The sequence below is a fragment of the Pseudomonas reactans genome, assembly GCF_013385825.1.
Lineage (GTDB): Bacteria > Pseudomonadota > Gammaproteobacteria > Pseudomonadales > Pseudomonadaceae > Aquipseudomonas > Aquipseudomonas reactans.
In genome coordinates this window covers 272,313-292,560 of the sequence record NZ_JACAPG010000021.1, presented here as the reverse complement: position 1 = coordinate 292,560, position 20,248 = coordinate 272,313, and the positions used below count along the sequence as shown (strand labels likewise).

Annotated in this window: 20 protein-coding genes; 7 read left to right on the top strand and 13 right to left on the bottom strand. The window is 60.5% G+C overall.

From position 1 onward, the window contains the following. Positions 1–133: 133 nt before the first annotated feature. The 7 genes from HX868_RS25975 to HX868_RS25945 form a co-directional block, all read right to left on the bottom strand. The gene (locus HX868_RS25975; protein WP_177004808.1) at positions 134–1,060 is read right to left on the bottom strand and encodes an aliphatic sulfonate ABC transporter substrate-binding protein; all 927 of its coding nucleotides are present in this window, start codon (positions 1,058–1,060) and stop codon (positions 134–136) included. Next, a complete protein-coding gene (locus tag HX868_RS25970; protein WP_177004807.1) occupies positions 1,060–2,073 on the bottom strand; it encodes an ABC transporter substrate-binding protein in 1,014 nt (337 codons plus the stop codon). The genes HX868_RS25975 and HX868_RS25970 overlap by 1 nt, the downstream gene beginning before the upstream one ends. A gap of 66 nt (positions 2,074–2,139) precedes the next feature. Next, positions 2,140–4,776, bottom strand: coding sequence for a TonB-dependent receptor domain-containing protein (locus HX868_RS25965; protein ID WP_177004806.1), 2,637 nt, complete (start codon positions 4,774–4,776; stop codon positions 2,140–2,142). 229 nt (positions 4,777–5,005) lie between these two features. Next, complete coding sequence (locus tag HX868_RS25960) at positions 5,006–5,950, bottom strand: FecR domain-containing protein (protein WP_177004805.1); 945 nt, start codon at positions 5,948–5,950, stop codon at positions 5,006–5,008. Beyond that, positions 5,947–6,456 carry a sigma-70 family RNA polymerase sigma factor gene (locus HX868_RS25955; protein WP_068932374.1) on the bottom strand — a complete coding sequence of 170 codons (510 nt, stop codon included), beginning with the start codon at positions 6,454–6,456 and terminating at the stop codon, positions 5,947–5,949. The genes HX868_RS25960 and HX868_RS25955 overlap by 4 nt, the downstream gene beginning before the upstream one ends. A 108-nt stretch (positions 6,457–6,564) precedes the next feature. Continuing rightward, entirely contained in the window at positions 6,565–7,356 is a 792-nt protein-coding gene (locus tag HX868_RS25950; RefSeq protein WP_177004804.1) for a phosphate/phosphite/phosphonate ABC transporter substrate-binding protein, read from the bottom strand. A 9-nt stretch (positions 7,357–7,365) separates the two neighbouring features. Further along, entirely contained in the window at positions 7,366–8,295 is a 930-nt protein-coding gene (locus tag HX868_RS25945; protein WP_177004803.1) for a fatty acid desaturase, read from the bottom strand. Positions 8,296–8,596: 301 nt separating this feature from the next. On the opposite strand from HX868_RS25945, the gene HX868_RS25940 reads away from it, so the two are divergent. Together HX868_RS25940 and HX868_RS25935 are read left to right on the top strand one after the other, a co-directional pair. Then, positions 8,597–9,034, top strand: coding sequence for a GNAT family N-acetyltransferase (locus HX868_RS25940; RefSeq protein WP_068932377.1), 438 nt, complete (start codon positions 8,597–8,599; stop codon positions 9,032–9,034). Positions 9,035–9,093: 59 nt separating this feature from the next. Then, positions 9,094–9,912, top strand: coding sequence for a class I SAM-dependent methyltransferase (locus tag HX868_RS25935; protein WP_177004802.1), 819 nt, complete (start codon positions 9,094–9,096; stop codon positions 9,910–9,912). A gap of 117 nt (positions 9,913–10,029) precedes the next feature. Here the strand turns inward: HX868_RS25935 and def are convergent, their stop codons facing one another. The 3 genes from def to HX868_RS25920 form a co-directional block, all read right to left on the bottom strand. Continuing rightward, complete coding sequence (def, locus tag HX868_RS25930) at positions 10,030–10,569, bottom strand: peptide deformylase (RefSeq protein WP_016975972.1); 540 nt, start codon at positions 10,567–10,569, stop codon at positions 10,030–10,032. A 3-nt stretch (positions 10,570–10,572) separates the two neighbouring features. Beyond that, complete coding sequence (locus tag HX868_RS25925; protein WP_016975971.1) at positions 10,573–11,523, bottom strand: YihY/virulence factor BrkB family protein; 951 nt, start codon at positions 11,521–11,523, stop codon at positions 10,573–10,575. Positions 11,524–11,704: 181 nt separating this feature from the next. Next, positions 11,705–11,890, bottom strand: a complete 186-nt coding sequence (locus HX868_RS25920) for a CsbD family protein (RefSeq protein ID WP_028617689.1) — start codon at positions 11,888–11,890, stop codon at positions 11,705–11,707. A gap of 200 nt (positions 11,891–12,090) precedes the next feature. On the opposite strand from HX868_RS25920, the gene HX868_RS25915 reads away from it, so the two are divergent. Next, entirely contained in the window at positions 12,091–12,468 is a 378-nt protein-coding gene (locus HX868_RS25915) for a hypothetical protein (protein WP_010208214.1), read from the top strand. Positions 12,469–12,512: 44 nt separating this feature from the next. Here the strand turns inward: HX868_RS25915 and fadD1 are convergent, their stop codons facing one another. Together fadD1 and fadD2 are read right to left on the bottom strand one after the other, a co-directional pair. Further along, positions 12,513–14,204 carry a long-chain-fatty-acid--CoA ligase FadD1 gene (fadD1, locus tag HX868_RS25910; RefSeq protein WP_177004801.1) on the bottom strand — a complete coding sequence of 564 codons (1,692 nt, stop codon included), beginning with the start codon at positions 14,202–14,204 and terminating at the stop codon, positions 12,513–12,515. A gap of 407 nt (positions 14,205–14,611) precedes the next feature. Next, positions 14,612–16,300, bottom strand: coding sequence for a long-chain-fatty-acid--CoA ligase FadD2 (gene fadD2, locus HX868_RS25905; protein WP_038850559.1), 1,689 nt, complete (start codon positions 16,298–16,300; stop codon positions 14,612–14,614). A 210-nt stretch (positions 16,301–16,510) separates the two neighbouring features. On the opposite strand from fadD2, the gene HX868_RS25900 reads away from it, so the two are divergent. Beyond that, a complete protein-coding gene (locus tag HX868_RS25900; RefSeq protein WP_177004800.1) occupies positions 16,511–17,455 on the top strand; it encodes an alpha/beta hydrolase in 945 nt (314 codons plus the stop codon). A gap of 57 nt (positions 17,456–17,512) precedes the next feature. Further along, positions 17,513–17,983, top strand: a complete 471-nt coding sequence (locus HX868_RS25895; protein WP_010208208.1) for a MaoC family dehydratase — start codon at positions 17,513–17,515, stop codon at positions 17,981–17,983. 55 nt (positions 17,984–18,038) lie between these two features. Here HX868_RS25895 and HX868_RS25890 read toward each other — a convergent pair whose 3' ends face one another. After that, entirely contained in the window at positions 18,039–18,506 is a 468-nt protein-coding gene (locus HX868_RS25890; protein WP_010208206.1) for a ferritin-like domain-containing protein, read from the bottom strand. A 205-nt stretch (positions 18,507–18,711) separates the two neighbouring features. On the opposite strand from HX868_RS25890, the gene HX868_RS25885 reads away from it, so the two are divergent. Beyond that, entirely contained in the window at positions 18,712–18,948 is a 237-nt protein-coding gene (locus HX868_RS25885) for a DUF3820 family protein (RefSeq protein ID WP_010208204.1), read from the top strand. 11 nt (positions 18,949–18,959) lie between these two features. Beyond that, positions 18,960–20,141, top strand: coding sequence for an aminotransferase class V-fold PLP-dependent enzyme (locus tag HX868_RS25880; RefSeq protein ID WP_177004799.1), 1,182 nt, complete (start codon positions 18,960–18,962; stop codon positions 20,139–20,141). The last annotated feature ends 107 nt before the right edge of the window (positions 20,142–20,248 follow it).

Genomic DNA, 20,248 nt, shown 5'->3' with positions numbered 1-20,248 from the left:
CGCGTTGGGCTGCGAAGCGGCCCCTATCCAAGCAACCGCAGTGCGTCAGGCACGCTGCGGTGACAGGTTTGGGTCTGCTTCGCAGCCCAACGCAGGGCAAGCCTGCTCGCCACAATAAGCGGTCACAGATAATTCAGGGCGCCTTGAAGACAGCTTGCTGTACATCGACCTTTTTCGGGATCAGGCCGTTGGCAAAAAACAGGTCGGCAGTGCGTTGCTGGTTGCCGACGTCGACCGCCTCCAACGGGCGAATCGGCGCGGGCGAGCGGTGGTCGAAGTAGCTCTTGACCACCGCCGGTTGCAGGCCCAGGGTCTTGGCCATCAGCGCGATGCTCGCTTCGGGCTGGTCGAGGGACAGGCGCTGCGCCTTGGCCAGCGTCTGGATGATCGCGCCAATGGATTGCGGATATTGCTTGGCAAACGGGCTGCTCACCACGAAGAAACTGCCCGCCGGATTGAGGCCCTGGCCATCGCCCAACACGCGGGCGGAACCGTCGACCACGGCCGCGGAGTAGTACGGGTCCCACACCACCCACGCGTCGACTTTGCCTTGCTCAAACGCGGCACGCCCATCGGATGGCGACAGGTACACCACATTCACGTCCTTCCATTGCAGACCGGCGCGCAGCAGGCTTTTCAGGAACAGGTTGTGGGCGCTGGAGCCCTTGAGCAGCGCCACGCGCTTGCCCTTGAGTTCGGCCACGCTGTGCACGCTGCTGGCTTTGGGCACCAACACCGCTTCGGTCTTGCCTTCGTTGGGCTCCACGGCGAAGTACTGCAAGTCGATGCCAGCGGCCTGGGCAAAGATCGGCGGGATATCACCGATATTGCCGATGTCCAGGCTGCCACCGTTCAGTGCTTCGATCAGCGGCGGGCCGCCGAGGAATTCGATCCACTGCACCTGGGTGCCGGGCAACGCGTCCTCGAAAAGTTTGTGCTCACGGGCCAATACCATGCTCACCGAGCTTTTCTGGTAACCGATGCGTAACGTGGCCGGTTCGGCCGCCAGCACCTGGCCGGCGACCAGTGAAAGTACCGCAGCAGCGAAGATTTTAAACATCAGAACGCTCCCTTCAGCTTGGCCGCCACATCCGCCGGCACCCACTGTTGCCAGATGTCTGGGTGACTCTTGAGGAACGCTTCAGCGACCTGGCGCGGCGGTGTACGTTTCTCGCTCATTTCGCCGAGGATGCCGTTAAGCAGATCAATCGGCAGGTCGACCTTTTCAAACACGCTTACCAGTTGCGGGTACTGCGCCTTGAACGGCGCCGACACACCAATCGCCAGGCGCGCCGGCATCGAGCGGGTGCCGATGGGGTTAGGGTTTTTTGCGTCGGACAGGGTCTTCCAGGCCTCGGCGTTGAACGGCGGCTCCTCAAGCTTGACCAGCTTGAACCGCCCCAAAAGCGGCGTCGGCGACCAGTAGTAGAACAACACGGGTTTACCACGACGGATCGACGACGCCACTTCGGCATCCAGCGCCGCGCCAGAGCCGGTGCGGAAGTTGACGAAGCTGTCGGTGAGTTTGTAGGCCTTGAGCTTCTGGCTGTTGACGATCTCCGAGGTCCAGCCGGTGGGGCTGTTGAGGAAGCGCCCACGGCTCGGGTCTTCGGGGTCGCGGAACACGTCTTTGTAGCGCGGCAGGTCCGCCACCGACTTCAAGTCCGGCGCCAGGGGTTTGATGCCGCGCGCGGCATCGCCCTTGATCACGAACTCCGGCACCCACCAGCCTTCGGTGGCGCCTTTGACCGTGTCACCGAGGCCGAACACCTTGCCTTCGTTTTCCGCCTTGACCCACGCCGGACTGCGCCCGGCCCACTCTTCACCGATCACCTGGATATCGTCCTTGGCCAGGGCGGCTTCCAGGCTCACGGTGCTACCGGGCAAGGTGTCAGTCGGCAGGCCGTAGCCTTTCTCGACAATCAGGCGCAGTACCTCGGTGATCAAGCTGCCGCTTTCCCAGGTGATGTCACCGAAGTGGATGGGTTTGACGGTTTCGGCGGCCGTTGATGGCTGCGCCAAAACGGCCAGTGCCAGCAGCGAGCCACCGAGCAGTGTTTTAAGTCTTTTCATGCAGAACCTCGTGGTGATCTGTAGGAGCCGGCTTGCCGGCGATGGCCGCAACTCGGTTTCCCCTGCTTAAAAGTCATAACTGAGCCGCGTGTAGTAAAACGCCCCTTCCGGCGCCGACGGCGACAGGTAGCTGTACTGCTGTCCCGGCGTCTGGCGCAGGCGGGTGTTGAAGTCGTCGGGTTTGCTGTCAAACAGGTTGTTGGCGCCGACCGACAAGCGCAGTTGTTGGGTGAAGGCGTAGTTCACGTCCAGGTCGGTGTTCCACTGCGCGCCGAAGGTCTGGTCGTACTGGGCGTTGGCTTCGCTGGCGGCGTATTTGCGGTATTCGCCGTAGCGGGTTTCACTGAGGGCGATGGTCCACGCGCCGATGCGGTGGGTCGCGCCGAGCACCAGCTTGTCTTCGGGGTAGCCGTGCTCGAGAAAGCCACGGGCTTCGCGGGTGAGGATGTCGAAACCGTTGGGGTTTTCGTGGACCTTCTCGATCGTGGTGCGTGCCTTGGTGTAGCCGGCCGACAGGCTCAACGCGCCGTACTGCGCAAGGTCCAGGTTGTACTTGCCGACGATGTCGACGCCACGGGTGCGGGTGTTGGCCGCGTTGGTCATGAACTGCGCCCAGGTGTACTGGCCAAACCCGGCTTGCTGCAGGATCTGCTCGGCGCGCGGCCCGGAAATGCCGCCGCTGTAGAGCAGGCGGTCACGAATTGAGATCTGGTAGGCGTCGATAGTCAGCGAAGCGTTTTCGACCGGACGCAGCACCAAGCCGAGTGAGTAGTTGGTGGACTTCTCGGGCTTGAGCGGCTCGGCGCCCAGCGCACGGGCGGCCGGGTTGTCGGCGGGCAACATGCGCGTCAGCACCGGGTTGCCGTTGATGTCGACGTTGGTGGTGGTGGTCCACGACGTGCCGATCTGCCCCAGGGTCGGCGCACGGAAGGAGTTGTTCACCGTGGCGCGCAAGCCCACCTGCGGCGTGAAGTCATACCGCGCCGAGAGCTTGCCGGTGGTGGCCGATCCGAAGTCCGAATAGTGCTCGGTGCGCCCGGCCAGGCCGACCTGGAATTTATCGGTGAGCTGGTGCTCCAGACCGAAGTAAACGCCGCCGACATCCCGCTTGTAGGTGCCGGCGTCGTCTGGCGTGAGACCGGAGGCTTGCACCGCGCCGACCTGTACACCGTTGATGCCGCCAAAGGAGTAGGACTCGTAGTCGCCCTCCTCCAGACGATACTGCTCATGGCGGTAGGCAATGCCTGCCGAGACGGTCAGCGGATGGCTCGACCAGTTGACGTCCAGGTCCTTGGCGTAATCCAGGCCAAGGTTGGTCTGCTCGTTGACCAGCGTCGCCACGTCGAATTTTGTCGGGCTGTTTAGGCCGTAGCTCGGGTTGACCGTGTTGAAGGCCAGTTCATCGTGCTTGTCGCGACCGTAGGTGGCGCTGAGGTCAAAGCGGCCAAGCGTGTCGTCTTCATAGCGAGTGCCGACGGTGAGTGCGCCGTCTTCATAGCGGTAGCGGTATTTGGGAATGGTGCCGTTGGGGTAAATGCCCTGCACGTTGTTCGGGTTATTCGCCAGCAGCGGTGGCGTGTTGTTCACCGACTTGTCCTGCCCAAAGGTGGCGAAACTGTAGAGGCGCCATTGATCGCTCAGGCCGACTTCGGCGTTGGCCGCCAGGTTGAATTTATCGCGCCCGGCACCGCCCCAGCGCGGGTCTTGCAACTGGCCGTCGGCGACGTATTTGTCGCCAATGTCGGTGGGTTTGTTGTTGAGGGTGTTGAAGCTCAGGGTCAGGAAACCATCCCCCGGCAACCCCAGGCCGTACCAACCATCAGTGGTTTTGCTGAAGCCGTCGCCCTGGGCGTATTTGCCCAGTTGGGTGTTGACCTGGCCACCGCTGTCACGCTCCTTGAGCACGATGTTGACCACGCCGGCCACCGCATCCGAGCCGTATTGCGCCGAGGCACCATCACGCAGCACTTCGACGTGGTCGATGCTGCTGATGGGGATCATGTCCAGGTCCACCGGCTGTGCGCCAATGAACGGTACGCCGCCGGAGATGTTCACCACCGCCGAGGCATGGCGGCGCTTGCCGTTGATCAGCACCAGCGTCTGGTCCGGCGCCAGGCCTCGCAGGGACGCGCCCTTGGGGTTCTGGCCACGGGTGGCGCTCTGGTTCTGCGGAAAGTTGAATGACGGCAGCAGTTGGAACAGCGCCTGGTTGAGGCTGGTGGCGCCGGTCTGCTTGAGTTCTTCGGCGTTGATTACATCCACCGGCGCGGCGCTGGTCAAGGCGGTGGCGTCGCTGCGCCGGGTGCCGATGGCGACCACGCGGTCCAGGGTCGGCGCTTGCGCTGCACTGGTTTGTGCCTTGACGTTGCTGGTCGCGTTTTTGCTCGCGCCTTCCTTGATGATAAATGCACCGTCCGGACTGACCTGGACTTGCAGGCCGGTGCCCTTGAGTGCGGCGTCCACCGCCTGTTGCGCCGACAGCGAACCGTCCACGCTGGCCGAAGAATAGTTACCCAATTGCGGCGTAAACGAGATCACCTGGCCACTTTGGCGACTGATGTTCAGCAGCACCTCATCCAGCGGGCCAGGCGCGATGTGGTAGACCTGGCGCACCTCTTCTGCACTGGCCGCAAACGACAACAACAGGCTGGCAAACGGCACCAGGGCAAAGGTTCGAAGCGGCACACGGTTGAACTGATTCACTTTGGCTCCCCCCAAGGAAACTCGACGACGCTGCTCCCCGCAGCGCTTACGGGAGTGATGTGGGACGGCGGAGGGAAAACTTGCAGACTGTTTGGTTATGTCCTTAGAACCCACACAATCAATAAGCACCCCACCACCTGTAGGAGCCGGCTTGCCGGCGATGCAGACACCTCGGAGCCTCTGCAAGACCGAGGAGATGCCATCGCCGGCAAGCCGGCTCCTACGAGTTTCAGGTGGCATTTACAGTCACCCACAGGCCGGTGCGGCGGGTGATATGGATCGGCAAGGTGCGCGCCAGGGTGTCGAGGATTTGCTGGGGGTTGTCCAGCCGGTACAAACCGCTGACACGCAGGCCCGCCACGGTGGGGTCCAGGCGCAGCACGCCATTGTGATAGGGCCGTAGTGCGTCGATGACTTCAGCCAGCGGGCGGTCGCGCACTTGCAGGAAGCCGTCGACCCAGGCCGTGGCCCCGGAGGAACTGGCCTGCACCGGGCCGAATCCAGCGCGGTCGTAATGCACTTCATGGCCGGCGGCGAGTTGCAGGCGTTCGCCGTTCTGGCCGTCGATTTCCACCGTGCCGTTTAGCGCGACGACCTGACCCTGCCCTTCCCGTTCGCGCAGCAAAAAACGGTTGCCATAGGCGCGCAGTCGCGCTTGTTCGGTCTGGATCAAAAACGGTCGAATGTGATCACTGGCGACCTTGGCCAGCAACTCGCCCTCCCGCAGACGGACCAGGCGTCGTTGCAGGTCGAACTGGATATCAGCGGCGCTTTGCGCGTTAAGCAGCAATTCGCTGCCATCGTCCAACGTGACGGTGCGGCGCTCGCCGGTGCCAGTGCGGATATCCGCCGTGAGGTCAGCCAACGGCAAGCCCAACGGCTTGGCCAGCAACGCCGCGCCAACAGCCACACCGACACCGGCCAGCGCGACTTGCAACATATGGCGTCGACTGGACGGCGCCTCCAGCGCCTGCTGCAACACCTTGCCGCTTACCCCTTGCGCCTGGGGGACCTGGAATACACCCAGACGGGTTTCCAACTGTCGGCACAGGGCGTCATGAAGAGGATCGGCAGCCCGCCATTGTTCGTAATGTTGCCAGTCGGCCGCCGTGGCTTCACCGGAACGCAACAACACGTACCAGCGCGTGGCGCTGTTGATCAACTCGTCACTCATTCCAGGCACAGCCGCAGGCAGCGGTTGAAGGCGCGGGTCATGTAATCGCTGACCGAGCGCTGGGAAATCCCCAGTTCGCTGGCGATTTCCGGGTAGGTCAGGCCATTGAGCTGCGAGAGCAAGAAGGTCGCCTTGACCTTGGCCGGCAAGCCGTCGAGCAACTGGTCGATGGCTTGCAAGGCTTCGAGCATTTGTGCCAGCTCTTCGGGAGACGGCGCGCTGGAGGTTTCGTCGTTGTCGAGTGCGTCGAGGTAGGCCCGTTCCAGATCACGCCGGCGCCACAGTTGATACATCAGCCGCTGGGCGATGGTGGTGAGCAGCGCACGCGGCTGGCGGATGGGCACGACACCCGGCGCACTCAGCAGCTGGACGAAGGTGTCGGCGGCGATGTCTTCGGCGTGGGCACGGGAATCGAGGTGGCGGTGCAAACGGCTGCACAGCCAGTCGTAATGACTGCGGAACAATCCGCCCACGTAATCGCTGTGAGAAGTGTCGGCGCCGGACATAGTGGCTCCATCTGAGTAGGTTGCGCGTTATGTCCGGTGTTCCGGTGGAGCGATCCTAGCAAGGCTGCTTATTCTTTAATAATATTTAAAAGGTATTTTTATATAACCTTATTGAAGTACTGGGTAGCCAGCGCTGAGGGCCTGTCGTTGGTAGTCCAGGAGCACTTCGTAGTCCTCTTCGCTGGCGGGTAGCACGGCCTGCAGGCCCAGCGTCTCGGCGACTTGCGGCAAGTCCTGCAACGCCCGGTTCATGGCCTGGCGGAGTTGAATTACCTGTTCATCGCTCAAGCCCAATGGGCCGATGTAGGGCAAGGTCGGGCTCGGTGCGCTACGGCTGACGATGCGCAGCCCCGCCACTTCCTGCGGCGCGAAACGGGCGAGGTAGTCGTAGGTGACGCTGTCGATGGCGGCGAGGTCGGCGCGGTCTTCGCGCAGCCAACGCAGGCTCTCGCGGTGGGCGCCGCTGATGGCGACGTTGGCGAAGAAGCGCCCGTCGCGTTGCAAGGGTGCCAGGCGTTCGCGCAGCAGGTTCATGCCGCTGTTGGAGTCGTGGCCGTTGATTACGCCACGGCTGTTGTAGAAATCCTCCAACGTGCGGCCCGGATTGTCATCGCGGGTCAGCAGCAAGCTGCAATGCTCGCCTTGGCTGCTATGGGGCAACTCGTAGCGCGGGCGGCCGATGACGCGGACCTGGCCGCGCAGTTGAGTCATCAACGGATAACCGCAGGTCTGGGTCACGACCAATTCCGGCGCAAGCCACAGGCTGTGCAGATCGAGATGATCGGCGTTGCGCCGACCCAGGTTCAGGTGTTGGAGGATGCGTGCAATCCACTGCTGGTTGGCCTGCTCGATCGGCGCAGGCGCGACATACATCAGCAGCTCGGCGTAGTGGTCACTCATGGTCATCTCTCACGCAAAAGGGTGCCGGGGGCTATCGATGGCCTTGAGGCCGTGACGGCTGATCAACTGGCCGTAGCCCGGCACCAGGAACCCACCGCTGCGCGCCACCCATTGTTCGCGGCGGGCGCGGTAGACCGTGGGCAGCAAGTACCAGGGCAGCTTCGGCAAGTCGTGGTGCACCAGGTGCAGGTTGTTGTTGAGGAACAGCCAGGTCCACGGCCAGGACGCTTCGTTAAGCACGGTACGTTGCTCCGGCTGCGGGTGCGGGCGGTGTTCATAGTAGGAACGGATCGACGCCAGCGACAAGGCCGGCACGCTGACCAGCAACAGGTAATGCCACACCGAGAGCACGCTGTAATGGGCGATGAAACCCAGCATCAATACGGTGACGGCGCCGTGGGCCAGCCACATCGGCCACACCTGGGGCAGGCGCTGGAATTCATGACGGGCCAGACGGCCGATTGCCAAGGGGGCGGCCAACCCAAAGCGACCCAGAACCGTCTTGGTCAGCCAATGCACGCCACGCTCGAACAGCGAACTGTTGTCCCATTGCTGCTGGTTGAGGTATCGGCTTTCCGGGTCGATGCCCGGCAGGGTCAGGTCTTCGTCGTTGTGGTGCAGCAAGTGGCTGTCGCGGTACAGCGTGTACGGGTACCACACCGCAAAGGGCGCGTAGCCGAGCAGCTTATTGAGCCGCAACGAACGGGTGGGATGGCCGTGGAGCAATTCGTGTTGCACCGACAGCCACAGCGTCACGATCGGAATCAGCAGCAAGAGGCTCAATCCCAGGCCCAGCCAATGGCTGCCCAGGATCACGGCAAACCAACCGGCGTACACGCCGATCAGCAGCAGCCAGGTCGGCCATTCGGTTCTTGCGGTAAAGGTGCTGGCCAGGGCTTCGATTTCCCGGCGTTGGGTCAGATCAAGGTAGTTGGCCATCAGCCGCTCAGAGCAGGTGTTTCCTGCTCTGTGCAATGGGGCGGGAAAATCTTGCAGATCGTTTGGTTCTAAGCTTGTAACTCAGTGACCGAACAGGCCGGTTTCAGATTTCTTGGCCTTTTTGTCTGCGCGTTTTTCATCGGCGGTCTTTGCCGGTTTTTTCTTCGCGGCTTTCTTTGAATCCATACCTTTGGCCATGATGCATGCTCCACTGACAGGGGATGTAGCACTGGGTATACCACCTATTGCCCGGCAGAAGGCGCTTATAATCCAAGGCTTTGGATAACGCTGCCTGAACACCATGCCCGAATTGAACATCGAACCGCTGGCAGAGCCGCTGTGGCCGCTGCTGAACAAGTTTTACCGCAACCACAATTCGTCGATGAAGGCGCTCAAGGGTGGGCGGTTGTGGGTGGCGCGGGACGGTGAGATCGTCGCTGGGTTGTGCCTGACGCCCGTGGTGGGTGGGCAATGGTTGACCGGGGTGTTCGTTGACCCTGCCTATCGCGGCCAAGGGCTGGCGGCGCGGGTGATCGAGGCAGCGGTTGCCGATGTCGACGGCACCCTGTGGTTGTTGTGTCATCCAGACCTGGAAGGGTTGTATCAACGCATGGGCTTCACCCAGGACACCGTGCTGCCGCAATCCCTCAGCGAACGCTTGGTACGCTACAAGCGCAACAAGCCCATGATCGCGATGGGCTTAGATCGTTTGGTGAGGTCGACCGCAGATAATGTGTGATCGGCGACCGCAGGGCCCATGCTAGCCTCGGCAGCACAGTGGCCCTTTACAGGATGATCATGAAAACGACGCTTGCAGCCCTCTCCCTCACCGCCCTGCTCGTTCCAGTCTTGAGCCAGGCAGCCGACGCGCCCATTACCGCCAAGCAGTACCAAAGCGTGCTCGCCGGCAGTTGGCGCGACCCGGCCAACAGCGCCCGCGACGGCTATCGGCATCCACAGCAGACCTTGGAATTCTTCGGTTTGGGCGCCAAGCAGACGGTGATCGAGATCACCCCCGGTGGCGGCTGGTACAGCGAAGTGCTGGCCCCGTTGCTCAAGGATCACGGGCAGTACATTGCCGCCGTGCAGGCCGCCAGCAGCAGTGCTTACGCGCGGACGTCCGAAGAGAACCTGAAGAAGAAATTCGCGGCTGATCCGGCTCACTACGCCAAGGCCGAGGTGGTCGAGTTCGACCCCAAGGCGCCGGTGTTCGGCAAGCCGGCTTCGGCGGATGCCGTACTGACCTTCCGCAATGTGCATAACTGGGTCGAGGCAGGTACTGCGCCGGCCACGTTCAGTGCGTTCTACAAGGTACTGAAACCGGGCGGCGTGCTGGGCGTGGAAGATCACCGGGCCAAGGACGGCGCGGATCTGGAAGCGATCAAGGACAGCGGTTACCTGACAACGGCGCAGGTGGTGAAGCTGGCGTCCGATGCCGGGTTCAAGCTGGCGGGACAGAGCGAGGTGAATGCTAATCCTAAGGATACCAAGGACTACCCGGCTGGCGTGTGGACGTTGCCGCCGACGCTGAGATTGGGCGAGCAGGATAAGGCGAAGTATGCGGCCATTGGCGAATCGGACCGGATGACGTTGCGGTTCGTCAAACCCACCCGATAATCCGTCTTGAATACCCAACCTGTAGGAGCCGGCTTGCCGGCGATGGCATCCTTGAGTTCAAGGTAGAACTCAATTGGCCTATCGCCGGCAAGCCGGCTCCTACAGGGATTGGGTTGCCTAGTCGTCAGCCGTGGGATCCATGTCCGGGAACATCACTTCGATAAACCCGAACTTGGTGAAATCGGTAATCCGCGACGGGTACAAGCGCCCGATCAAGTGATCACACTCATGCTGCACCACCCGCGCATGAAAGCCCTCGGCAATGCGCACGATCGGCTCGCCCTTGGGATCGAAGCCCTCATAACGAATCTGCTGATAGCGATCCACCGCACCCCGCAAACCCGGCACAGACAGGCAACCTTCATAGCCCTCTTCCAGCACCGGGCTCAGTGGTGTGATCAGCGGGTTGATCAGGATCGTCTGTGGCACCGGCGGCGCGTCCGGGTAGCGTTCGCTGGCCTCGAAACCGAAGATCACCAATTGCAGGTCGACACCGATCTGCGGTGCGGCCAGGCCGACGCCGCCCACGTGTTCCATGGTCTGGAACATGTCATCGATCAATTGCCACAGCTCGGGGCTGTCGAACATTTCCGGCGGAACCGGGGGCGCGATACGCAGCAGGCGCTCGTCGCCCATTTTCAGGATTTCACGGATCATCGATCAGACTTCATCGGCAGTGGGCTTGGAGTGGTCCCGGCCGAGGCCTGAGACGTGTTGTTTTTCATCGGTGTGGCCGGGCTCATCGAACTCTTTTTCACCCGGGTCCTTGCCTTCGGCGGACATGTGCTCGATCACCGCATTCATCTCCGCGCCCAGCAACAGCACGGCGGCGGAAATGTAGAAGTACAGGAGCAACACGATGATTGCACCGATACTGCCATACATGGCGTTGTAGTCGGCAAAGGTTTTGACGTAGTAGCCGAACCCCAATGACGCGACGATCCACACCACCACCGCCAACACAGAGCCTGGGGTGATAAAGCGGAATTTCTGTTCGACATCGGGCATCACGTAGTACATGAGGGCCACGGCGAACATGAGCAGAATCACGATCAACGGCCAGCGCAGGATGGTCCACAGGGTGACCACGAACTCCTGCATGCCGATCTGCCCGGCCAGCCACTCCATCACTTGCGGGCCCAGCACCATCAGCGCAGCGGCGGCCAGCAACATGCCGGCGATGCCGACGGTGTAGAAAATCGACAGTGGGAAGCGCTTCCAGATCGGTCGGCCTTCAACCACGTCGTAGGCGGCGTTCATCGCGCTCATCATCAAGCGCACACCGGCCGAGGCCGTCCACAGCGCGATCACGATACCCACCGACAGCAGGCCACCCTTGGATTGCTGCAATTGGTCGATCACCGGGTTGACCTGCTCCAGGGCCTGGGGCGGCAACACCAGTTCCGACTGCAGGCGCAGCCAGGTGAAGAAGTCCGGCAGGTGCAGGAAACCGATCAGGGCAATCAGGAACAGCAGGAAGGGAAACAGCGAGAACAGCATCTGGTAGGCCAGTGCCGAGGCGTAGGTAGGCATTTCGTCATCGACGAATTCCTTGACGGTGCGCAGCAGCACTTTATGCAGCTTGAGACCATCGAGAACCGGAAAAATCATAGCGTCTCCTTTCGCCGCAAAAAGGTTGAGTTCGTGGGCGACTCAGGGGCCGTTTTCTACATCAAGGTAGCCTATTTGGCGACCTTGAAACAATTTCGAAACTTTAACTGCACCAGGTGACACAAAAACGGCCATCCGTGGATGGCCGTCGGGCTGCGTGTAACCAGCCAGCGATTCAGCGTTACTTGGTCGCTTTTTTGACCGCGTCCTTGGTGTCGCCTACTGCTTTCTGCACTTCGCCTTTCTTTTCCTGAACCACACCTTCGGCGCGCAGTTTGTCGTTGCCGGTGACTTTACCGACACCTTGCTTGATATTGCCGACCGCCTCGTTTGCCACGCCTTTAACCTTGTCAGATGTGCTGCTCATGGTATTTCTCCGAAAGAACAATCAAGGGTTTGGGTCATTACCTAAAGATTGACCCGAGGCCGTTCAGCAGAGTTTCAATTATTTTTGCCCACGCATTTCATCGCCGGCCGCAGGTTTGGCTTTATGTTTTGCCGCCAACCCCTGAGAATGCCCGGCACATTCAGGCTATAACGCTGAATAACAGATCCCGTAGGAAGGTTATGAAACTCAATAAAGCACAGGCCATCGCCCGCCGAAACACCGAACTGGGCGGTGCCGTACTCGGCGTCAACAACTGCCACTTCACCGACCTGGACCGCAAACGCAACATCTGGTGGTTCGACCTGCCGGTGGGCCGTATTGCCGTGGGCCAGTACGAGTGGATCCACCTGTTGATGCACAACGCCGAGACCGACCAGTTGCTGCACCTGAAGGTGCCGACCGCGTTTTTGCGCGAGCACATCGAAGGCTTGGTGGTGCGCAATGCCGGCAAGCGCAAGCCGGAGATTACGCTGGAGCTGAGTGCAGACAAGGATTCGTTCTTGAAGGATGTGCGTCCGGCGGGTGCTGGCGTGGGATTCGCGCAGTTCGCGCTGTAACCCCCCCAATAAAAAACCCCGCTTCGGCGGGGTTTTTTATTGGGTTACTTTTTAAGACCGAGCTTCTTCAACTCTTCATCGCGCAACTCACGGCGCAGGATCTTGCCCACGTTGGTGGTCGGCAATGCATCGCGGAATTCCACGGCCTTGGGCACCTTGTAGGCGGTGACGTTGGCGCGCATGTGCTCCATCACCTGGTCCTTGGTCAGGGTCGCGCCCGGCTTGACCACGATAAACAGCTTGATGTGCTCACCGGACTTCTCATCCGGCACACCGATGGCTGCGCATTGCAGCACGCCCGGCAGGCCCGCCAATACGTCTTCCAGCTCGTTGGGGTACACGTTGAAGCCCGACACCAGGATCATGTCCTTTTTGCGGTCGACAATGCGCATGTAGCCGTCAGGCTGGATGATCGCGATATCCCCGGTCTTGAGCCAGCCTTCGCTGTCGAGCATCTCGTCGGTGGCGTCCTGGCGCTGCCAGTAGCCTTTCATCACTTGCGGGCCCTTGACGCACAGCTCGCCGGTTTCACCCAGGGCAAGTTCAGTGCCGTCGTCGGCGATGACTTTGCACACGGTGGACGGCACCGGAATGCCGATGGTGCCGATCTGGATGTGCTGGATCGGGTTAACCGTGGCCACCGGGCTGGTTTCGGTCATGCCGTAGCCTTCGCAGATGCCACAGCCGGTCACGGCCTTCCAGCGCTCGGCGGCGGCCAATTGCAGGGCCATGCCGCCGGACAGGGTGACTTTCAGCGCGGAGAAGTCCAGCTTGCGGAATGCCTCGTTGTTGCACAGCGCCACGAACAGCGTGTTCAAGCCGACAAATCCACTGAACTTCCACTTCGACAGTTCCTTGACCATCGCCGGCAGGTCGCGCGGGTTGCTGATCAGGATGTTGTGGTTGCCGATCAGCATCATCGCCATGCAATGAAAGGTGAACGCATAGATGTGGTACAGCGGCAGCGGGGTGATCAGGATCTCGCAACCTTCATTGAGGTTGGAGCCCATCAGCGCCTTGCACTGCAACATGTTGGCGACCAGGTTGCGGTGGGTGAGCATCGCGCCCTTGGCCACGCCGGTGGTGCCGCCGGTGTATTGCAGCACCGCCACATCGCCACTGTCCGGGCTGGCATCGTTGACCGGTTGGCCGTGCCCCTTGGCCAGCACGTCATTGAATTTGATCGCCTGGGGCAAGTGATACGCCGGGACCATCTTCTTCACGTACTTGATGACGCTGTTGATCAGCAGGCGCTTGAGCGGCGGCAACAGGTCGGCAACTTCGGTGACGATCACATGCTTGACGGCGGTCTTGGGCACAACCTTTTCCGCCAGGTGCGCCATGTTGGCCAGGCAGACGAGGGCCTTGGCACCGGAGTCGTTGAATTGGTGTTCCATTTCCCGCGCGGTATACAGCGGGTTGGTGTTGACCACGATCAGCCCGGCACGGATGGCACCGAACACGGCAACCGGGTACTGGAGGACGTTGGGCAGTTGCACGGCGATGCGATCGCCGGGCTTCAAGTCGGTGTGCTGTTGCAGGTACGCGGCGAAGGCGCCGGACAATTCGTACAACTCACCGTAGGTGATGGTCTTGCCCAGGTTGCTGAAAGCCGGTTTGTTGGCGAAGCGCTGGCAGGACTGCTTCAGTACCGCCTGAATATTCGGATACTCGTCTGGATTGATTTCTGCAGCAATCCCGGCGGGGTACTTATCCTTCCAAAAGTCTTCGTTCATGGAAGCCCACTCCTCAGCGACGTCAGCGACGCGAATTCATCATCGCATTTGATGCGATTATTATTGGTGTATGTTTTTTTAGGTGAATCTGGCGCTTTCAAGCAGGCCGAGACGTCACAAAGCGCGCCGAGAGTAGCAGCTTTGCCAAAGGTCGCCTAGAGCCAAAGGTGGGCCCCGTGGTCATAAACGCGACTGTCCTACAATATTCGGTCACACTTTAAACATTGCTGAAATACGCCCTGAAAAGGCTCTGGAACGGGCATTTCAGCTCAATGAATAACAGTGTGGGAGCTGGCTTGCCCGCGATAGTGGCGTGTCAGTCGATACATCCAGTGACTGAAACATCGCTATCGCAGCGGTGCGACGACTCGACAAGCCAGCTCCCACATTTGCGAGCCCATTTCAAATTAGGCGATATCGCGCAACTCCCTGCGCAAGATCTTGCCCACCGGCGTCATCGGCAACGATTCGCGCAGCACAATATGCTTGGGCACCTTGTACCCGGTGAAGTTGGTCTTGCAGTAGGCCTTCAACTCCTCAAGGCTCACCCCTTCGGCACGTGCCACCACAAACAGCTTCACAGCCTCCCCCGTGCGCTCGTCCGGCACACCGATTACCGCGCAGTTGGCCACGGCCGGGTGAGCCATCACCACGTCTTCGATTTCGTTGGGGTACACGTTGAAACCCGAGACGATGATCAGGTCTTTCTTGCGGTCGACGATGCGCACAAAGCCATCCTCGTCGATCACCGCAATATCACCGGTCTTGAGCCAGCCTTCGGCGTCCAGCGCTTCAGCGGTAGCGGCCGGTTGCTGCCAGTAGCCCTTCATCACCTGTGGGCCCTTGATGCACAGCTCGCCACGTTCGCCCAAGGGCAACTCGACGCCCTGGTCATCGATCACTTTCATCGCCGTGGCCGGCACCGGGATGCCCACGGTGCCCAGGCGGGATTTATTGCCGTAGGGGTTGGTGCTGGCCACCGGCGAGGTTTCCGTCAGGCCGTAGCCTTCGCCAATCGCGCAACCGGTGATCTGCTCCCAGCGCTCGGCAGTGGCCTTGATCAATGCGGTGCCACCGGAGTTGGTGAGCTTGAGATGGGAGAAATCCAAGGACTTGAAATCAGGATGGTCCATCAACGCCACGAACAGCGTGTTGAGCCCCAGCAGCCCGGTGAAGCGCCACTTTTTCAGCTCCTTGATAAAGCCGCCGATGTCCCGTGGGTTGGTGATCAGCACGTTGTGATTGCCCGAGACCATCATGCACATGCAGTTCGCCGTGAAGGCATAGATGTGGTACAGCGGCAGCGGCGCGATCATCACCTCCTGCCCTTCCTTGATCAGCGGGTGGCCGTCCTCACCGGTCTGGGACATGCAGGCGCGCACCTGTTGCATGTTTGCCACCAGGTTGCCGTGGGTGAGCATCGCGCCCTTGGCCAGGCCGGTGGTGCCGCCGGTGTATTGCAGCACGGCGATATCGTCCAGGGTCACCGGGTGACGCGTCACGCCCAGACCCGCGCCCATGTGCAAAGCGCGCTTGAACGACACCGCGCGCGGCAGGCTGTAGGCCGGGACCATCTTCTTGACCTTGTCGACCAAGGTGTTGACCAGCCAGCCTTTGGCGGCGGGCATGAAGTCGCCCATCTTGGCTTCGATCAGGTAGTCGATCTCGGTGTCGCTGCACACCTCCTGCACCCGCGAGCCGAACAGGTTGAGGTAGACCAGCGCACGTACGCCGGCGTCCTTGAACTGGTGACGCATCTCGCGCGGGGTATACAGCGGGTTGGTGTTGACCACGATCAGCCCGGCGCGCAAGGCGCCGAACACGGCAATCGGGTAATGCAGCACGTTGGGCATCTGCACCGCAATGCGGTCGCCCGGCTTGAGGTCGGTGTGCTGTTGCAGGTAACCGGCGAACGCCGCACTCTGGCGCTCAAGCTCGGCGTAAGTCAGGGTGATGCCCATGTTGCTGAATGCCGGACGGTCGGCAAAAGCCTTGCAGGAGCGCTCGAAGACCTCGATCACCGACTTGTAGGCCGACAGGTCGATGTCATTGGGAACGCCCGCCGCGCGTTTGTCATTCCAGAAATCAGGTTGCATTATTCTTGTCCTCTTACCTGAGTGTGTCCGGCCGCTTTCCTAACGCTATAAAAAGCGGAGCTTTGGGGACGTTAGCAGCTATGGCCAAACAGGCAAATACGCTAAATCGTGTCATTGATTGTATGAATCTTGCCGCTGATGCGCAGGCAGATACCCAGTTCCTCAATAGATGAGCTATACACTGCAACGACCCCGAGCAAAGGAAGCGCCATGAACCACAGCACCTTCTGGCTGACCGCGAATGACCGCAGCCGCCTGTACGTCAATCAATGGATGCCCGAGGGCCCGGCCAAGGCCGTGGTGATGCTGTCCCACGGCATGGCCGAGCACAGTGGACGCTATGCACGTCTGGCCGAGGCCCTGTGCGGCGCCGGCTACGGCCTGTATGCGCTGGACCAGCGCGGCCATGGCCGTACCGCCGATGAAGGCACCCTGGGCCTGTACGCCGAAACGGATGGATGGAACAAAGTGGTGGGCGACCTGGCCAGTCTCAACCAGCATATCGGCCAGCAGCAGCCGGGGTTGCCGATCGTTCTGCTGGGCCACAGCATGGGCAGTTACATCGCCCAGGCTTACCTGCTGCACCACAGCGCCAGCCTGCATGGGGCGATTCTCAGCGGTTCGAATTTCCAACCCGTGGCGCTCTATCGCGCCGCTCGGGTGATTGCACGCATAGAGCGCCTGCGCCAGGGGTTGCGCGGGCGCAGTGCGCTGATCGAATTCCTGTCGTTTGGCTCATTCAACAAAGCGTTCAAACCCAATCGTACCGCGTTCGACTGGCTCAGCCGTGACCCGCAGGAGGTGGACAAGTACATCAACGACCCACTGTGCGGGTTTCGCTGCACCAATCAGCTCTGGATCGACCTGCTAGGCGGCTTGCAGCAGATCAGCAAAGCGTCCAATCTCGCGCAGATCGATCCGGGCCTGCCGATCCTGGTGATGGGCGGCGAATGTGATCCTGTGAGTGAGGGCAAGCGTCTCAACAGTCTGGCCGACGCCTTGCGCGACGCCGGCTGCCAGCACCTGCAACTGACTGTCTACCCGCAGGCGCGTCATGAAGTGTTCAACGAAACCAACCGCGACGCTGTCACAGCGGATGTGCTGGCGTGGCTCGACCAGGCGCTGACATTACGCAGGCCGACCCGCTGCGAATAATTTTTCGTTTAAAATCAGTCAATTAAATTACCGATTAGCCACAGGATGCACCTTTAGATGACCCAGGTAACCAACACCCCGTACGAAGCCCTCGAAGTCGGCCAGACCGCCAGCTACAGCAAATTGGTGGAAGAGCGCGATATCCAGCTGTTCGCCGCGATGTCCGGTGACCACAACCCGGTGCACCTGGACGCCGAGTACGCCAAGGCGACCATGTTCAAGGAGCGTATCGCCCATGGCATGTTCAGCGGCGCCTTGATCAGCGCGGCCGTTGCCTGCGAGTTGCCTGGGCCGGGCACCATTTACATCGGCCAGCAGATGAGCTTCCAGAAGCCGGTGAAGATTGGCGACACCCTGACCGTGCGCCTGGAAATCCTCGAAAAGCTGCCGAAATTCCGCGTGCGCATCGCCACCCGTGTGTTCAACCAGCGTGATGAGTTGGTCGTGGACGGTGAGGCGGAGATCCTTGCACCGCGTAAGCAGCAAGTCGTGACATTGACCGAATTGCCGCCGATCAGCATTGGCTGATCCTGGCGCATAAAAAAGCCCCGCATCGGCGGGGCTTTTTCTATTCAGCGACGACTCAAGACTGAGCGCGAGCCTGGTTACGCAGGGCTTTCACCTGGTCGTGGTTGCGTTGTACGCCGTGGTACTGACGCTCAACCAGGTCACGAATGCCCAGCAGGTTGTGTTTGTTGATCTTCTCGATCGCTTCTTTATAAGCCTTCAGGGCATGGTCTTCACCACGCTCGGCTTCGTTCAGCACTGCCTCTTCATCCTTGCCGGTGAGCATCGACTTGACGTCGACCCAACCACGGTGCAGAGCACCAGCAACGCTACCGGAATCTTCAGGATCACCGCCCAAGGCACGTACGGCGGTTTTCAATTCAGCAGCGGCGGTGGCGCAGTCAGCGGAACGCTTGGCAAACAGGGCTTTGAGTTCTGGGTGCTTGATGTCTTCAGCGCACTCCTTGAAACCCTTTTGGCCGTCGATGCTGGTCTCGATCAGGTCGTTCAGTACGGAGATCGATTCTTTATTGATGTCAGTCATTTTTCAATTCCTTGTACGGGTTAGAAGGTTGTCTTAGTGGTTGCAGCGCCCGTGCCAGGTTTTAACAAAACAATTTATCCTTTATTTTCAATTGGTTACGATAAATTGAACCATCTGTATGTACGTTATTTGCATGATCTGTCATTTGGCCTTCATGCAGAATGCCTGTATTTTCCAAGCTCTCGATACAAACACCTGAGCCTTCATGAATCCCGAAAAACTCGAACTGCTGATCACCCGCGAAATGCCCTTCGGCAAATACAAGGGACGGATCATCGCCGACCTGCCCGGCCCGTACCTGAACTGGTTTGCCCGCGAAGGTTTCCCCCACGGCGAGTTGGGCGGTCTGCTGGCCCTGATGCAGGAAATCGATAGCAACGGCCTGTCTGAATTGCTCGAACCGCTGCGCGCCAAACACGGCAAACCCGCCCCTCGTCATTAAGAGCCCTGCCTATGCCACGGAATGCAGATAACGAGCTCCACTGGAATACCGTCGCGCAGCGTTACCCGCTGGAGCCCGGCCCGATCAACCTGGAAAACGGTTACTTCGGCCGCATGAGCCAAGCAGTACAGGCGCAGTACCTGGAGCACGTGGCGTTTATCAACCGTAGCAACGCGTTGCATGTGCGCCAGCAATTCGAGCGTGGAGAAAACGAGGCGATCCGCCGCCAACTGGCCGGGCTGATTGATGCCGACCCCGCCGCCGTAGCCTTCACCCGTAATGCCACCGAAGCTCTGCAATCGCTGATCCGCAACTACAACCGTCTGCAACCGGGCGATCAAGTGCTGATCAGCGACCTGGAGTACGACACGGTGAAAGGCGCCATGCGCTGGTTGGCGGGCTATCGCGGCGTGGAAGTCATCGAACTGTCCCACGTGCACCCGGCAAGTTTCGACAGCCTGGTGCATACCTATCGCAATGCATTCGTGCAGTACCCGCGCTTGAAGCTGATGGCACTGACCCACGTGACCCACCGCACCGGACTGGTCATGCCCGTGGCCGCGATTGCCCAGGCGGCGCGCGAACAGGGTATCGATGTAATCCTCGACGGCGCCCATGCCTTGGGCCAGATCGAATTCAACCTGGCCGAACTAGGGATCCAGTTTGCCGGCTTCAACCTGCACAAATGGATTGGCGCCCCGCTGACGTTGGGCTTTCTGTACATCGCCCCGGAACGCCTGGCTGACATTGATCCGGACATGGGCGAATTCCACTATCCCGCCACCGACGTTCGCGCACGTACGCCCTACAGCACGCCGAATTTCCCGGCGCTGATGACCCTGCCGCTGGTGCTTGAAGAGCATCGGCAACTGGGCGGCGCGGCGGCCAAGGGCGCGCGCGTGAATTACTTGCGGGACTTGTGGGTCAGCCAGGTACGGGCCCTGCCGGGGATCGAAGTGCTGACGCCGGATGATCCACGCCTGTACTGCGGGATTACGGCGTTCAAGTTCATTGGGCGGGATCAGCAAGTGATGGCGGAGCGTTTGCTCAAGGACTACAACCTGTTCACCACGACGCGCGTAGGTGCGTCGTTTGGTACCTGTATCCGTGTAACGCCGGGGTTGGTGACGTCAGCAACGGATATCAATGTCTTGGTTAAAGCCATTACCGAACTGAACACCCATACCTTGTAGGAGCCCGGCTTGCCGGCGATGAGGCCCACAAGACTTGCACCTACCTCGATCGCGCCATCGCCGGCAAGCCGGCCTCCTACAGGTTGTGGTGCACTTTTCAGCGGGCA